At 37.7% G+C, this 14,678-nt stretch carries 14 protein-coding genes, 2 tRNA genes and 1 other RNA gene; 5 read left to right on the top strand and 12 right to left on the bottom strand.

Annotation, left to right across the window (positions count from 1 at the left end):
- Window positions 1-756 precede the first annotated feature (756 nt).
- Window positions 757-2,034, top strand: a complete 1,278-nt coding sequence (gltA, locus tag H0S58_RS09520) for a citrate synthase (RefSeq protein ID WP_053579837.1) — start codon at window positions 757-759, stop codon at window positions 2,032-2,034.
- 79 nt (window positions 2,035-2,113) lie between these two features.
- On the opposite strand, the gene H0S58_RS09525 is transcribed toward gltA, so the two are convergent.
- From H0S58_RS09525 to H0S58_RS09540, 4 genes are all read right to left on the bottom strand, one after another.
- Window positions 2,114-3,709: a flavin-containing monooxygenase gene (locus tag H0S58_RS09525; RefSeq protein WP_195726384.1), complete on the bottom strand. Its 1,596-nt coding sequence runs from the start codon at window positions 3,707-3,709 to the stop codon at window positions 2,114-2,116.
- A gap of 15 nt (window positions 3,710-3,724) precedes the next feature.
- A complete protein-coding gene (locus H0S58_RS09530; protein WP_195726385.1) occupies window positions 3,725-4,570 on the bottom strand; it encodes an SDR family NAD(P)-dependent oxidoreductase in 846 nt (281 codons plus the stop codon).
- A 41-nt stretch (window positions 4,571-4,611) separates the two neighbouring features.
- Window positions 4,612-5,568 (bottom strand): metal-dependent hydrolase, encoded by a 957-nt coding sequence (locus tag H0S58_RS09535; RefSeq protein ID WP_195726386.1) that lies wholly within the window; start codon window positions 5,566-5,568, stop codon window positions 4,612-4,614.
- A gap of 208 nt (window positions 5,569-5,776) precedes the next feature.
- Window positions 5,777-6,250, bottom strand: a complete 474-nt coding sequence (locus H0S58_RS09540; RefSeq protein ID WP_409139855.1) for a type IV secretion protein Rhs — start codon at window positions 6,248-6,250, stop codon at window positions 5,777-5,779.
- Window positions 6,251-6,505: 255 nt separating this feature from the next.
- On the opposite strand from H0S58_RS09540, the gene H0S58_RS09545 reads away from it, so the two are divergent.
- On the top strand, window positions 6,506-8,131 hold the full coding sequence (locus H0S58_RS09545; protein WP_195726388.1) for an NAD+ synthase: 1,626 nt from the start codon (window positions 6,506-6,508) through the stop codon (window positions 8,129-8,131).
- The gene (locus tag H0S58_RS09550) at window positions 8,124-9,155 is read left to right on the top strand and encodes a hypothetical protein (protein WP_227592230.1); all 1,032 of its coding nucleotides are present in this window, start codon (window positions 8,124-8,126) and stop codon (window positions 9,153-9,155) included. The genes H0S58_RS09545 and H0S58_RS09550 overlap by 8 nt, the downstream gene beginning before the upstream one ends.
- 85 nt (window positions 9,156-9,240) lie before the next feature.
- Here H0S58_RS09550 and H0S58_RS09555 read toward each other — a convergent pair.
- A tRNA-Met gene (locus H0S58_RS09555) sits at window positions 9,241-9,317 on the bottom strand.
- A gap of 176 nt (window positions 9,318-9,493) precedes the next feature.
- On the opposite strand from H0S58_RS09555, the gene H0S58_RS09560 reads away from it, so the two are divergent.
- On the top strand, window positions 9,494-9,946 hold the full coding sequence (locus tag H0S58_RS09560; RefSeq protein ID WP_227592231.1) for a hypothetical protein: 453 nt from the start codon (window positions 9,494-9,496) through the stop codon (window positions 9,944-9,946).
- Between the two features lie 259 nt (window positions 9,947-10,205).
- On the opposite strand, the gene H0S58_RS09565 is transcribed toward H0S58_RS09560, so the two are convergent.
- The 4 genes from H0S58_RS09565 to coaD all read right to left on the bottom strand — a co-directional run bounded on the left by H0S58_RS09565 (window position 10,206) and on the right by coaD (window position 11,512).
- Window positions 10,206-10,282, bottom strand: a tRNA-Met gene (locus tag H0S58_RS09565).
- 70 nt (window positions 10,283-10,352) lie between these two features.
- An RNA gene (gene rnpB, locus H0S58_RS09570) (RNase P RNA component class A) lies at window positions 10,353-10,729 on the bottom strand.
- A 26-nt stretch (window positions 10,730-10,755) separates the two neighbouring features.
- On the bottom strand, window positions 10,756-11,019 hold the full coding sequence (locus H0S58_RS09575) for a YfhL family 4Fe-4S dicluster ferredoxin (RefSeq protein ID WP_053579832.1): 264 nt from the start codon (window positions 11,017-11,019) through the stop codon (window positions 10,756-10,758).
- A 1-nt stretch (window position 11,020) separates the two neighbouring features.
- The gene (gene coaD, locus H0S58_RS09580; protein WP_053579831.1) at window positions 11,021-11,512 is read right to left on the bottom strand and encodes a pantetheine-phosphate adenylyltransferase; all 492 of its coding nucleotides are present in this window, start codon (window positions 11,510-11,512) and stop codon (window positions 11,021-11,023) included.
- Between the two features lie 142 nt (window positions 11,513-11,654).
- Here coaD and smpB point away from each other — a divergent pair, with 142 nt between their 5' ends.
- A complete protein-coding gene (smpB, locus tag H0S58_RS09585; protein WP_053579830.1) occupies window positions 11,655-12,131 on the top strand; it encodes an SsrA-binding protein SmpB in 477 nt (158 codons plus the stop codon).
- Between the two features lie 58 nt (window positions 12,132-12,189).
- Here the strand turns inward: smpB and H0S58_RS09590 are convergent, their stop codons facing one another.
- The 3 genes from H0S58_RS09590 to rluD are packed head-to-tail and all read right to left on the bottom strand — an operon-like array spanning window position 12,190 to window position 14,611.
- Entirely contained in the window at window positions 12,190-12,741 is a 552-nt protein-coding gene (locus H0S58_RS09590; RefSeq protein ID WP_195726390.1) for a flavodoxin family protein, read from the bottom strand.
- Between the two features lie 39 nt (window positions 12,742-12,780).
- Window positions 12,781-13,521 (bottom strand): peptidoglycan editing factor PgeF, encoded by a 741-nt coding sequence (gene pgeF / locus H0S58_RS09595; protein WP_195726391.1) that lies wholly within the window; start codon window positions 13,519-13,521, stop codon window positions 12,781-12,783.
- A gap of 37 nt (window positions 13,522-13,558) precedes the next feature.
- Entirely contained in the window at window positions 13,559-14,611 is a 1,053-nt protein-coding gene (gene rluD, locus H0S58_RS09600; protein ID WP_053579827.1) for a 23S rRNA pseudouridine(1911/1915/1917) synthase RluD, read from the bottom strand.
- Window positions 14,612-14,678 lie beyond the last annotated feature (67 nt).

Consider the following 14,678-nt stretch of genomic DNA (forward strand, 5'->3'; position numbering starts at 1 on the left):
GGTTTTTTTTAATTAAAATATAAGCTTAACCCTATATCCCCCCAAAAAATTAAATTCATTTTATTTAGACTAAAGATCAACAAATAATAATTATCTATGTATATTTATTTTCATTATCACTTAAAAAATAATTCAATATTTATTAAGCAAATATAAGATATTTATTCAAAAACTATTTTACTCTTATAATAAACGTTCATTCCCTGTTATTAAGTTTCTTATTTACCCCCATATTTTGTTTACTTAATGTGCAATAAAATACTTGAACTGCAAATAATTGAATAAAAAACAATCGTTTTTCATACATTTATTCTCGCCTCCAATCACTAAATAAAAATTATTTTTGAAAATATTGATGATTTTAAATAATGCATAACGCCCCCCAACAAGATCAATATTTTCACCTAAGTTATTATAATTGTGATGTTTTTTTATTAAAAATCAACAACAAAATCAGTAATCGTTATTATTTTTACCCATAAAAAATGACTGATAATGAAACCTTTACTGATATTTTTTTCTGCACCTCTTATTCAATATGACTTATTATACGGCGTCAGTGCTGCATACCCTCTTATTCTACTGGGTGTTTTTTGACCAAGACTTTATGAAAATGTCATTTTTTATCCATAAGTATAATTGACAAAATTTCAGCACTCACTAATCTTATAGCAAATTTTGACCCGTTTAATTCGCGCATTAAAAGATGAGTACTGCGAGTTAAATAAACATTCACCAGGACAGGAGATCTATTGAATGTCTGAAGCAACTGGCAAAAAAGCCGTTTTACAGCTTGATGGCAAAGAAATTGAATTACCAATTTACAGCGGTACATTGGGCCCAGATGTAATCGATGTTAAAGATGTGTTGACCTCAGGTCACTTTACTTTTGATCCTGGTTTTATGGCTACTGCTGCATGTGAATCTAAAATCACATACATCGATGGTAATAAAGGTGTTCTTCTGCATCGCGGTTATCCAATTGACCAACTTGCAACTAAAGCAGATTACTTAGAAACTTGCTATTTGCTGTTAAGTGGTGAACTCCCAACTCCTGAACAAAAAGTAGAATTCGATACTAAAGTTCGTAACCATACGATGGTTCATGATCAAGTTAGTCGTTTCTTTAATGGTTTCCGCCGTGATGCTCACCCGATGGCAATCATGGTAGGTGTAGTAGGTGCGCTTTCTGCCTTCTATCACAACAATTTAGATATCGAAAATGTTGATCACCGTGAAATTACAGCAGTTCGCTTAATTGCTAAAGTTCCTACACTTGCTGCATGGAGCTACAAATACACTGTTGGTCAACCATTTATGTATCCGCGTAATGACTTAAGTTACGCTGAAAACTTCTTGTATATGATGTTTGCAACTCCAGCAGACAAAGATTACAAAGTTAACCCTATTCTGGCTAAAGCCATGGATCGTATTTTCACGCTTCATGCTGACCATGAACAAAACGCATCTACGTCAACTGTACGTTTAGCGGGTTCTACTGGTGCAAATCCTTATGCGTGTATCGCTGCGGGTATTTCGGCACTTTGGGGCCCTGCTCACGGCGGTGCGAACGAAGCTGTTCTTAAGATGCTTGATGAAATCGGCACTGTAGAAAACGTTGCTAGTTTCATGGAAAAAGTGAAAACTAAAGAAGTTAAACTTATGGGCTTCGGTCACCGAGTTTATAAAAACTTCGATCCACGTGCAAAAGTCATGAAAGAAACTTGTGATGAAGTTCTTGCTGCTCTAGGCATCAATGATCCACAACTTGCACTTGCAATGGAACTTGAGCGTATTGCGTTATCTGATGAATACTTCATCAAGCGTAACCTATATCCAAACGTAGATTTCTACTCAGGTATCATCCTTAAAGCGATTGGTATTCCGACTGAAATGTTTACTGTAATTTTCGCACTTGCACGTACTGTTGGTTGGATCAGCCATTGGTTAGAAATGCACAGCGGACCATACAAAATTGGTCGTCCACGTCAACTTTACACAGGTGAAGTTCAACGTGACATGCAAGGTCGTTAATTTTTAATGACTTTTAAAAACCACCCTTTTGGGTGGTTTTTTATTTCTCAAAATATTTAAATTCTTAATTATACAATCATTAATTTATATCGTAGTTTTTTAAATCTAAGCTTTTAAGTTGCTGTTTTAGCTTTTGTAAGGACCACGGCCAAGCTGCAAAATTCCGACCATTCGCATCTAAATAATAGCTTTTACAACCACCTTTATTAAATACTGTAGTTTGAAGCTGATTTTGTACTTTATGGTTATATTGATTTAGGATGTGTTTTTTTACTTCAAAGCGGGTAAATTTAAGCTGCTTCATTTTCATTAAACCACTGACAATGTAATCAAGCTGCGCTTCCGCAATACCAATAAATGAGTCGTAAACCAAAATATTAGGACCTAGCACTAAAAAAGCATTCGGTAAATCCAAAATACTGGTTCCCAAGAAAGCTTCTGGAGAGCTATTTTTCCATAAATCAGAGAGCAATTGTCCATTTGCATTACTCACACGCTTCCCAATAGGGGGATGAGAAACTTCGAAGCCCGTTCCCCAAATAATCACATCCACATCATGACGCTCACCATTTGATGCAATGACTGTGTTCCCATCAATTTCAACCAAGCCATACGGAATAAGTTGAGTATTGTTTGCCTGCAATGCTGGATAATAATTATTCGCAAATAATAATCGCTTACAACCAATAGAAAAGTTAGGTGTTACCTGTTTGCGTAGCTGCGGATCATGAATTTGCAAACTCAATAATTTTCGACCTAAGAAGTTAAAAGGTTCTAAACTACGAGGATGTCTTAATCCAAAATTGATTAGATTCAACGAAGTACTGACAACACCACGCCATCGCTGCTGAATATTAGGGAATTTTTGTACCACTGCTTTAAATTGGTCACTTAATATAAAATCAGGTTTGGGTAAGACCCAAGGTGCAGTAGGCTGAAAGACCAATAATGCTTTTGCCAAAGGTTGAATTTGCGGTACAAACTGAATTGCAGAAGCTCCTGTGCCAATGACAGCAATCCGTTTTCCACTCAAATCATAGTGATGATTCCAGCGAGCAGAATGGAACATTTCTCCTTTAAAAGTTTCTATTCCTTTTAGTTTTGGCAATTGTGGCTCAGTAATTGGTCCTGTGCTAAAAATCACAGTTTTCGCAATATACTGCCCTTTTGCCGTTTCTAACTCCCAAACACTTTGCGTGTTATTCCATTTCGCATTCATCAGTTCATTATTAAATTCAATTTTTTCATCAATTCCAAATTGGTCACTAACATCTTCTAAATAACTCAAAATTTCGGGTTGTTTGACAAATAAGTGACTCCATTTATGACTGGGTGCAAAAGAATAAGAATATAAAGCAGACGGCACATCACAACCGCAACCGGGATAAGTATTCTCACGCCACGTTCCACCGACCCGATCAGCCTTTTCAATCACAATATAATTATCGTAACCTACATGCTTTAACTTTATCGCAGCTGCAATGCCTGAAATTCCAGCCCCTACAATAATCGTGTCGTATACATGAGTAGATACGTTTACACGATTATCTTTTATATTTTTAGCCTGAGCTGAAACGTTTTTTTTATTGGTTTTTAGACGTGTTTGTTTGGGGTTTTGCAATGTATTTGCATCACCTAGTTCTAATCCAATATCAAATTCACTCTTAATATTCATTTTACAATCCCCTGATTATTTTAAATATTTATTAAATATTGGATAACCTATTCCAAGTAATTTGATATATAGACTAGGCGCAACACGTTTCATCAACCACAACATTTTGGCATCAGGTTGTGGAATGGTATAAAGCTTTCCAGCATCCAATTGATTTAACGTTTTAATTGCAACTTGATCACTATTTACAAAAGAATGCTCCATCAATAATTTATCTGCGAGTCCTGAATAGCGACTGGGTAAACGGCCATTTTTCATAATATTGGTTGGAACCAGCGTAGGACAAAGTACATTTACGCAAATATTGGCACTGCGTAACTCTGCAGAAAGTGTTTCAGATAATGCCAATACACTGGATTTGGTCACGTTATAAGCCGTCATTTCTGGTGCTGCGGTGAAGCCCGCGGCCGAAGCCACATTGATAATTGCACCAAAACCCTGCTGCTTAAATTTTGGTACAAAATAATGACAACCATAAATAACGCCCCATAAATTGATCGCCATACACCATTGCCAATCCTCCAATGTCATTTCATCAAATTTTCCACCTAGCCCTACGCCAGCATTATTAATTAACAAACTTACGGGATGATTCATGAGTTGTTCAGCATGTTCCGACAAATTCTGAATTTGCTCTGGATCCCTGACATCACACTGAACAGCAAAAGCGACTGAGGAAGTTTGAGTTCGGATCATATCCACAGTTTCTTGGGCTGCAGCTAAATTAATATCTGTACAAACCACGCATCCACCTCGCTTTGCGAGCTCCACAGCAAAACTACGCCCAATACCACTTCCGGCTCCAGTAACAACAGCATAGGCTTTTTTTGATGGTGGTGATTTTTTTGAAAAAATAGCCATATTTTTTGTCCATTGATTTTATATTTACTTATTCTTTAGATTTAGCTTTTTAATGCAGGAATAAATTCTTTTATAAAATAAGGTGCTAAAACACCATCAACTGGATTGAGCAAACGTTGTTTGTAATATTCTAAAAATGCCGAAGTATCATGATCATTCGGATGAAAGTCAGGACGTAAATAATCAAAAATATGCGAAATACTGCTTCCGTACACCCCTTCTTTAAACCCAAAAATAAGCCCAACACTTCGACGCATATCTTTCCAATAGGCTAGGCTGATTAAATTTTTAGGATTACGATAAAAAGGAACCAATAAAGATGCTGCTGAAATCAGGACTAAAATTGTGATGAGGGCAGGAAAGAAACCTGCGATACGTAACGCGTAGTTATTGGATAAAGTCTGAAACACATCAAAGGCGATATCTTTATGCTCTGATTCCTCCAGCATATGCCACATCCATATCGCACGTTGTTTTTCATCTTGAGAAGCAAAAAATATTTCTTCATGATTCATCATATATTCAGCTAAAACTGCAGTGAAATGCTCAATTGCTGACATCAATGATAATTTAATCGGTTGCGGTAAACGATTAAAGCCGTAATTAAAGACCCAACCTGCCCAAGTGCGAAACAATTTTACAGGCAAATCCACCTGTAGAAATGCATCATTCAGCTCTTCATGCAATTTAGAATGCAATGCTTCTTGACCAATCAACGAAGTCACACGCTGTTTGAGTAATGGGTTTTGAATGAAATTCCGGTGATAACGTGCCGTATCAATGACCAAATCCTCACCATAGGTGAGAAAAATTGACAACGAAGCAAAATATGCACTCGCTAATTCGGCATTCATATAAAATTTATAATCAATCTGCTGAGGATCAAAATCAAACTTCATATGGCGAATAGGTACAACAGGAGATTGATGATCTAAATTGAATGGCGCACTTACAAATGTCTTTGCAAAAACTGCTTTTATCGATTGTGTAAATAACATGGTGATACCTTATTTTTCTATGTTGAATTCCCTCTATTTCTAAGTCGAATTGTGTCTCGAACTTAAAAATAAAAACCAAACCTTATAGAAAAATTAAGTGATAGCACCTTATATGCCATTAGCAATTCACATCATCTGATTAGCAAATTATGACTTTAAAATTAGTTGTCTAACAATTTTTCCAACAATTTAGCAGTTCAGGACAGAATCATGCTTTAGGTGACAAGAACGGAATACATGCCTCATAGGCCTGACAATTTTGACCGCGTTGTTTTTGTATAAAATAGTCTTGTACCATTTGTGCCTGTTGTTCAATTCCATAGTTTAAAAAGAGCTTACCCTGCTCTAAAACATAATGATATTGACGATCAAATAATGCTTTTCTCACCACGGCCAAACCTTGCTGAATTTGCCACACATGTGTTAATTCATGAATTAACCATGACTGCTGCTGCAAAGACCGTTTTGAGAAGTCTTCACACCAACTTTTGGGGTGAAAATAAATATTGCCATTGGGGCTGATTGCATAGTCTTTAAAGACGGCTCTGTGGGCCAAAATTTTAATGTCATCTATCTGTAAAGATGAACCAAAAACTGAGTATGCAAGTTGCTTTTCACCCAACGTGAGTAGTCGGCATTTCACCTCAAACAACTGATTTATATGACGCAATATAGATTTCATAAGTAATGTCATCTGATTGGATAAAAAAGAAGAATTTAGTCACTGTTTGAGTGTCGCATTAATGCTGTAGCTTTTTGTCTAAATTCAGATTTATTTTTGTTTTTATCTCAACAAATGATGCATTTCGTATATAGTATCGAATTACAAGTATTGATTATTACTTCTATCTGTTTTTCACGTACACAGCGCTGAACCCATAGCCATAATAAATTTGAAGCCTGTGTATACACCCTATAGGTATAGGATTAAGTTGGAATGAAAAGTTTTAAAATTGCCCTTGCACAATTCTCTCCGCATATTGGCAATATCGAAGCAAATGCTCAAAAAATGATTGAACAAGCCAATCAGGCTAAAAAACAAAATGCTGATTTAATTGTCTTCCCAGAACTTTCCTTAATTGGCTATCCTGCAGAAGATTTATTAATACGCCCAAGTTTAGCTAAACGCACTCAAAAAGGCTTTGAACAGCTTAGCCAAGTGAAAGATATTGTCATGGTCTTTGGCTTTGTCAATCAAACCGAAGATGGCGAACGATATAATGCTGCTGTAGTCATGAAAGATGGGCAAGTATTGGGTATCTACAATAAGCAAAATTTGCCACATTACGGTATTTTTGATGAAAAACGTTATTTTAACGAAGGTCATCAACATTTAGTATTTGAATATCTAGGCCACAAATTTGGTGTACTGATTTGCGAAGATGTTTGGTCACTCAATACTGTCCATCAATTATCACAACTCAATGTCGATACCATTCTCGTTCTAAATGCTTCACCTTATGAAGTGGGTAAACCACAGCACCGTGTAGCAACCATGCGTAAGCTTGCTAAGCAGCTCAATATTAATTTGGCCTATATCAATCAAATTGGTGGTCAAGATGATCTAATATTTGATGGTACCAGCTTTGTCATCAATCAAGATGGTGAAGTTGCCTTACAAGCACCAAGTTTCCAAGAAGAGCTTTACTATACTGAATATTTAGCCGAGCAAAAAACATTTAAAGTCGTTGAAAGTACGCCAGCCTTAGACACTATGGCAGAAATTTATCAAGGCTTAGTCTTGGCGACGCGTGATTATGTACAACGTTCAGGTTTTCCAGGCGTTATTTTAGGCTTATCAGGTGGAATAGATTCTGCGTTGACACTTGCAATCGCTGTAGATGCAATCGGAGCAGATAAAGTCCAGGCCGTCATGATGCCTTACACTTATACCGCTCCAATGAGTGTGGAAGATGCTGCTGCCCAAGCCAAAAGTATGGGTGTTACTTTCGGAATTGCTGAAATTCATCCGATTGTAAATAGCTTCATGCAAACCCTTTATCCCTTTTTTGGTAATAGTCCTGCAGACACCACGGAAGAAAATCTACAAGCACGTACTCGCGGTACACTTTTGATGGGTTTATCAAATAAATTTGGCAATTTAGTATTGGCCACTGGAAACAAATCAGAAATTTCTGTTGGTTATTGTACTTTGTATGGCGACATGGTCGGCGGTTATTCAGTTCTCAAAGACGTGTATAAAACCATTGTATTTGAGTTGGCCAAATATCGTAACAGCATATCAGAAACACCTGTCATTCCAGAACGTGTAATTACTCGCCCACCTTCGGCCGAACTTCGTCCTGATCAAAAAGACCAAGATTCATTACCGCCATATGACATCCTTGATGCCATTCTTTACGCTTACATTGAAGAAGATATGAGCCAAGATGACATCATTACCAAAGGTTTTGAGAAAGAGGTGGTTGAAAAAATTATTCGTTTGGTTGACCAGAATGAATATAAACGTCGACAAGGTGCGATTGGCCCACGTATCAGTTCTCGTGCTTTTAGTCGCGAACGTCGCTATCCAATCGTAAATGGATGGACACCGGGTGTCTAAGTTAGACCTAGCTCAACAGTTTGCTCAAGCACTTATGCTTGAGCAAACGCAGTTCATTAAACAACAATTATCATCTGAACATCACAATATTTATATCGAAAAATTTATTCATTATCTTTATATTCATTCTGATCAAATTTTATTAAAACAATTTATCGAGCTTGATGCACTACAAGACGTGGTTCAAAAATATGCGTTTGAATTGAATTTAGGTTCGGATATTTTAGAGTTTATTGGTGTCATTGCACAAAAAATCCACGCTCTAACTACTCAAAGTGATGCCAATTTTAATACTCTTCTTTCCGATGAGTCATTTGAATTATGGCTTGCTAAAATACTTGAATTAGAACAATTACGTTATTACATTCAAACTCACCTGCTTCACAGTCCGCAAGTGCAGCATGTCAGCTTACAACTGGCCAATCAAATCCTTGAAAGCAATACTCCATGGCTTGATCATTTACGTAAACTCAATACACATAAATCGAATTTGAGTTCTAAAGTACTCAACTTTATTCAAGATCAGCAGCAAACAATTGAATTGAAACTAGAACAACAATTGGCGCATACGCTACTTAAACAACTTGGGCATATTATCGCATTGCCCAATGAAGAATTGACCGACATCAGTTTATATTTGTGGGATGATATTAAACAGAAAACACTCAAAGAAACATTCTCTCAATTTCAAGCAATCGACTTTGAAGAGTTCTTTATTTTGGTGTATGAAACATGGCGACAACTCAGACAAGGTGAATACTTACAGCATATTATTTTAGATGTTGTGGCCAGTTTTTATCACTATTTTGCAGAGTATAACTTACAAGAACTATTACTCTCCGTTGGCTTAGACGAGCAAGATTTACATCAAGAAGCATTACGCTTTTTACCACATAACATCGCAGCCTTGGAGCAACAAGGATTACTGGATGGCATCATAAAAGAATTGATCTCACCTTTTTTCTTAAGTGACAGCACGCACCAATTTATTCAGCAGTTTATAGAAAAAAATCACTCAATTTAATTGTTCTCTTTTATAGTCCAAAAAATTTGAGGATTATTTTGACCCACAAAAAAAGAGACCATGCTGAGAGCATGGTCTTTTAAAATGGTGGCTATGACGGGATTTGAACCTGTGACCCCCGCATTATGAGTGCGATGCTCTAACCAACTGAGCTACATAGCCTTAAACTGTGTGCGCATTATCTAAATTTAACAGAGTAGCGTCAAGCCCTTTGTTTTGCGAATGTTCACACTTTAAACAATTTAGAAGGTTTTATTTAAATTTTGAACAAAATCGGTTTTTGTTTGTGTTATTTTTCTGCACACTTTCTAATTCAACGTTCAAAAAACAGCGAAAATATGAATCAATTCAAATTAATATGCTTGAGTTTAATTACCATGATCAGCTCAGGTTGCCAAGTCATTTCACCTATATTTGTGGATTATAACGGCGTTCGGATGGATGTTGCCAAATGGATTAATCATCACCCATTTCTGAGTATGCAACAAAAGCGCAGTTTAGTAGAGCTCAGCAAGGCACAGCAAAAGCTGTCTCAAATAAAAAATAAACAGGAAGAACAAAGAACACAAATTATTGAAGAAAATATCATTGCAATGCACTGTGCTCGTCCTTATCTCAGTGCGGAGAAAATTAAGCAGCTACAAAACCAAATTTTTGATCATGATCAAAAACAGCATATTTTAGATTTATACGACCAAGAACGCCAAAAAACAAAAATTGATTTAAATACAGTACAATGTGAGTCATCGATTAAAAATCTTGTTGATAAAAATGCCAACCATGGGAAATAAAGAGGCTCTTCACTATTCTTGATCTTATAAAAGTAGAAGCATTGCTTCCATTAAGTGATAAAAATTAAATTAATGAGATGAGTAGTTAATACTCTTTTAAACAATCAAATATAGATTATTTTTAATATTAACGCGTACATACTCAACCTGTATAAGTCTGAGAATGTTTATCTAGTGATCATTGCTTAATAGTTTCAGCTTATTCATTAAATTTCACGCAAAAAAAAGACCACGTTTTTAGAAACGTGGTCTATAAAAATGGTGGCTATGACGGGATTTGAACCTGTGACCCCCGCATTATGAGTGCGATGCTCTAACCAACTGAGCTACATAGCCAAAACTGTGCGCGTATTATGTATTTCAAGTCACTTTCTGTCAAGAAATACTACACAGCAATTGTAAAAAATAGTGAAGTGAGCCGATAAGCCGGGTTCTGTCGTGAACGATCATTCTTCTAGGCGTACAATCACTCGTACGCTCAAGCGACCTACCCGGATCCAGCACGGGCCGTGCCTCAGGATCCCTATTTGGTCTTGCTTCTGGTGGGGTTTACCTTGCCGTGAACTGTTACCAGACACGCGGTGCGCTCTTACCGCACCCTTTCACCCTTACCTCCGATTCCAATTACTTGAAAACATAATGAAGGCGGTCTACTCTCTGCTGCACTTGCCGTCGGCTTTCGCCGCCCAGGCGTTACCTGGCACCCTGCCCTATGAAGCCCGGACTTTCCTCCCCTGCTTCAATCACGGAGATTTCCACAGCAGCGATCGTCTGGCTCACTTCGGAGCGCATCTTATCAAATTTTTATACTAATTGCTTGTGCTTTTTTGAGCAGTCAGTCTTTTATATTTATCCATCAAATCATCCTGCGATTCTGCATGCTGAGGATCTTGAGGAATACAATCAACTGGACAAAAGAGTTGACACTGTGGTTCATCATAATGTCCTACACATTCGGTACATAAATTTGGGTGAATTTCATAAATGAGTTCACCCATGAAAATAGCCTCATTTGGACAGACTGGCTCACAGACATCACAATTGATGCATTCATCAGTTATATATAAAGACACACTACCAACCTTGTTGATGTTTATGATTAAAGGCATCTACAACACAGGGGGGAACAAATTTGCTCACATCACCTTTTAAGCGGGCAATTTCCCGAACCATAGTCGAAGAAATAAATGAAAACTGTTCAGAAGGCGTTAAAAACACCGTTTCAAAATGCTGGTCAAGTTGACGATTCATATTGGCCAATTGAAATTCATATTCAAAATCGGATACTGCGCGCAGTCCACGCAGCACTGCTGTTGCATTTTGTTCATGTGAAAAGTTCACTAATAAACCATCAAAACCAACGAACTCCACATTGGAAAGATGATTTAATGAAAGTTTAGCCAAACGAATACGTTCTTCTAAACTGAATACTGGATTTTTATGATGCCCAACGGCAATTGCAACCACGACTTCATCAAACATTCTTGCTGCGCGAGCAACCAAGTCGACGTGACCATTAGTGATGGGATCGAATGTGCCTGGATAAATGACGCGAGTTTTAGACATCCATTTGTACTCTATTTTATTTTGTAGAAGCTTATTTTAACAAAAACTAATTTTCTTAGTAAAAAATCTCCTTAATTTTTAAAAAACTTCACCTTAAGGCCAGTTTGAGGCAAAATATAGTTAACTTGGGAATATTCGTATTATGTCGAAATCAATCGTAGTTAAAAAAAATAATGGTGGCACGATTGCGCAGAACAAACGCGCACGTCACGATTATTTTATTGAAGAGAAATTCGAAGCTGGTCTTTCATTACAAGGCTGGGAAGTAAAATCTTTACGCGCTGGACGTATGACCATTACTGAAAGTTATATTCTTTTTAAAGACAACGAAGCATTTTTGTTTGGCGCACAAGTTCAACCCCTGCTCTCTGCATCCTCGCATGTTGTTCCTGAAGCGACGCGTACGCGTAAATTACTGCTTTCCCGTCGTGAGCTTGAAAAGCTTATGGGTGCAGTCAATCAAAAAGGTTATTCATGTGTTCCACTGGCATGTTACTGGAAAGGTCGTTTAGCTAAAATTGAAATTGCATTGGTGAAAGGTAAGCAAATGCATGATAAGCGTGCGACAGAAAAAGATCGTGACTGGCAACGTGATAAAGCGCGTATTTTTCATAAGTGATTTTATATAAAAAAACCTCCAATGAATTGGAGGTTTTTTTATTCGAACTGTTTAGCCATCAATTTACTTTATTGCTCAATAAAGCTAAATATTCGCCAAAAAGAATCGCCGTTTTCAAATCCCCTTCAGGCGGGGTGATTTCCGCAGGGGCATTATCGGATTGAGTCATTAAACCTAAAAAACTCGACATACGATTAATGTCTTGTGAACCACGACCAGTCGGCATAAAAGGCAAACCAGCCCATAACATGCCGTGCTGCATGGCAAACAAATTAATTTGTTGTAATACTGCCAACTTATCGCCACTCAACCCCCCACCATTGGTAAAGCCTGCAGCGATTTTTCCTTGCCATGTCCTTGCCAACCAACGCTTGGAAGATTGCTCCATAAACAACTTTAAAGCAGAGGTTAAACTTCCCATATAAGTTGGGCAACCAAAAACAATGATATCTGCTTGATCTAACACATCCCAATCTACATGCTCTATATTCATACAATGCACTTGAGCACCTGCTTGTTTTGCACCTTGCGCAATAGAAGAGGCCACCTTTGCAGTGTGTCCATATGGGCTGTGATAAACAATAGCGAGAGATTTTGGAGAAAAAGACATATTAATAAAAGCAATAAATTTTAAACAAGCTTAACATTTTCAAGCCATAAACACGAATGTTGCCATACGCCCTGTTTTGGCTTCACGACGATATGAAAAGTATTCTTCTGCTTGCTGATAACTACATTGATCACCACCTAACACCATGTCAACGCCTTGCTGTTTTAAGATATAACGTGCAATCGCATATAAGTCAGCATAGAACTTATCCACTTTTTCACTCGTTTGAAAAGCACTGTCTAATTCTGGATATTTAACACAAAAAGCCAGTTTTACTTCTGCACCAATTTCAAAGTTTGGTTGACTAATTGCTGCCCCTAACCATGCCCAATTCGGTAAAGTTTGCATTGTCGAAATAGTATGCTCAACAATCCCATTGGCTAAGCCACGCCATCCCGCATGTAAATTAGCAACTTCAGTACCCTCTGCATTCCCTAAGACCATTGGCAAACAGTCTGCCGTCATCATCATTAATGCATGGGCTTTACGCTGAGTTACCAATCCATCGCCTTCTAGTGCTGCAAACGGAATTTCCTCATTAATGGTATGACATAGGGTGCTGTGCGTTTGCGTCATCCAAGTCATTTTATCGACACCGAACTCGGCAAACTCTTGCAACAAAGTCATACGATGCTGCTGTACACGCTTTGCCTCATCACCGACATGCAATGCCAAGTTAAATCCTGTAAGTTCTGCTTGTAGACATGACCGAGCTTTCTCATGGTGCACTCGCGTCTGTCCAACACATATACCTTGTGGAAGTCCTTGAACAAATTGCATACCTATTTCCTTATCCTTTAGCGCAATTCAACACAACTTAATATGCTTGATTTTCACTGCGTAAAACTTCAACCAAATGAGCAAAGTCCTCTGTCCATGGCGCTTCAAACATCATGTCTTCACCCGAACGTGGATGTACTAAACCCAATTTTGCTGCATGTAAAGCTTGACGTTTAAATGCACGTAAAGTGTCACTGAGTAACTCTGAAGCACCAGCTGGTACACGTACTCGGTTCATGTACACCTGATCTCCAACCAGACCAAAACCCAAATAACTAAAATGAACACGAATTTGATGGGTACGACCTGTTTCTAAACGTGCTTGTACACGGGTAAAATGCTGAAAACGCTCTTTAACATTATAATGGGTTATTGCGTCTTTCCCACCGGGTAAGATCGCCATTTTAATACGATCGACTGGATGACGTTTAATCGGTTCATCAATGGTGCCACCCGCAATAATTTTACCGTAAACCACTAAATCATATACGCGATAAACAGTTTTTTTAGCCAATTGCTTGCTCAAAGCAAATTGAGATTCGAGATTCTTCGCCACCACCAACAAACCGCTAGTGTCTTTATCAATACGGTGCACCAAACCTGCACGTGTCAATTCAGCCGATTTAGGATAATGATAAAGTAAAGCATTCACTAATGTACCTGAGCTATTGCCCGCACCTGGATGAACAACCATGCCTACAGGTTTATTAATGACGATAATATCGTCATCTTCATAAACAATATTTAAAGGAATATTTTCAGGCTGACTCTTAGTTTGAACTTCAAGTTCAACATTTAGGGTTAAAAGCTCATCACCTTCGCATTTATACTTCGGTTTAACGCTGTTACCATTTACCAACAAATGACCATCTTTCAACCACTGCTTCAACTTTTCACGAGAAAAGTCGTTCCAGATAATGGCTGCAACTTGGTCGATACGTTGCCCTAAATAGCTTTCATCCAGTTGAAATTGCAACGATAAACGTGTTGCAGTTGAGTCTGAAGTATGGTTATCTGCATCCTCAGAATCTTCAAGTAAATTGAAATCAGTTTCGGGGATATTAGAATTAGAAGATTGTGCTTGACTCATTTGCTCATTCAGACAAAAGTGGTTTAATAGCGCAATTGTAGCTCATTGCCAGTACTAACAGAGGAAT

Origin of the sequence: Acinetobacter sp. TTH0-4 (genome assembly GCF_015602665.1) — a bacterium.
Classification (GTDB): Bacteria; Pseudomonadota; Gammaproteobacteria; order Pseudomonadales; family Moraxellaceae; genus Acinetobacter; species Acinetobacter albensis.

Excerpts from the sequence above, each read along its gene's own strand:
- gltA (WP_053579837.1), top strand. The coding sequence starts at position 757 with ATGTCTGAAGCAACTGGCAAAAAAGCCGTTTTACAGCTTGATGGCAAA.
- H0S58_RS09525 (WP_195726384.1), bottom strand. The coding sequence starts at position 3,709 with ATGAATATTAAGAGTGAATTTGATATTGGATTAGAACTAGGTGATGCA.
- H0S58_RS09530 (WP_195726385.1), bottom strand. The coding sequence starts at position 4,570 with ATGGCTATTTTTTCAAAAAAATCACCACCATCAAAAAAAGCCTATGCT.
- H0S58_RS09535 (WP_195726386.1), bottom strand. The coding sequence starts at position 5,568 with ATGTTATTTACACAATCGATAAAAGCAGTTTTTGCAAAGACATTTGTA.
- H0S58_RS09540 (WP_409139855.1), bottom strand. The coding sequence starts at position 6,250 with ATGAAATCTATATTGCGTCATATAAATCAGTTGTTTGAGGTGAAATGC.
- H0S58_RS09545 (WP_195726388.1), top strand. The coding sequence starts at position 6,506 with ATGAAAAGTTTTAAAATTGCCCTTGCACAATTCTCTCCGCATATTGGC.
- H0S58_RS09560 (WP_227592231.1), top strand. The coding sequence starts at position 9,494 with ATGAATCAATTCAAATTAATATGCTTGAGTTTAATTACCATGATCAGC.
- coaD (WP_053579831.1), bottom strand. The coding sequence starts at position 11,512 with ATGTCTAAAACTCGCGTCATTTATCCAGGCACATTCGATCCCATCACT.
- smpB (WP_053579830.1), top strand. The coding sequence starts at position 11,655 with ATGTCGAAATCAATCGTAGTTAAAAAAAATAATGGTGGCACGATTGCG.
- H0S58_RS09590 (WP_195726390.1), bottom strand. The coding sequence starts at position 12,741 with ATGTCTTTTTCTCCAAAATCTCTCGCTATTGTTTATCACAGCCCATAT.
- pgeF (WP_195726391.1), bottom strand. The coding sequence starts at position 13,521 with ATGCAATTTGTTCAAGGACTTCCACAAGGTATATGTGTTGGACAGACG.
- rluD (WP_053579827.1), bottom strand. The coding sequence starts at position 14,611 with ATGAGTCAAGCACAATCTTCTAATTCTAATATCCCCGAAACTGATTTC.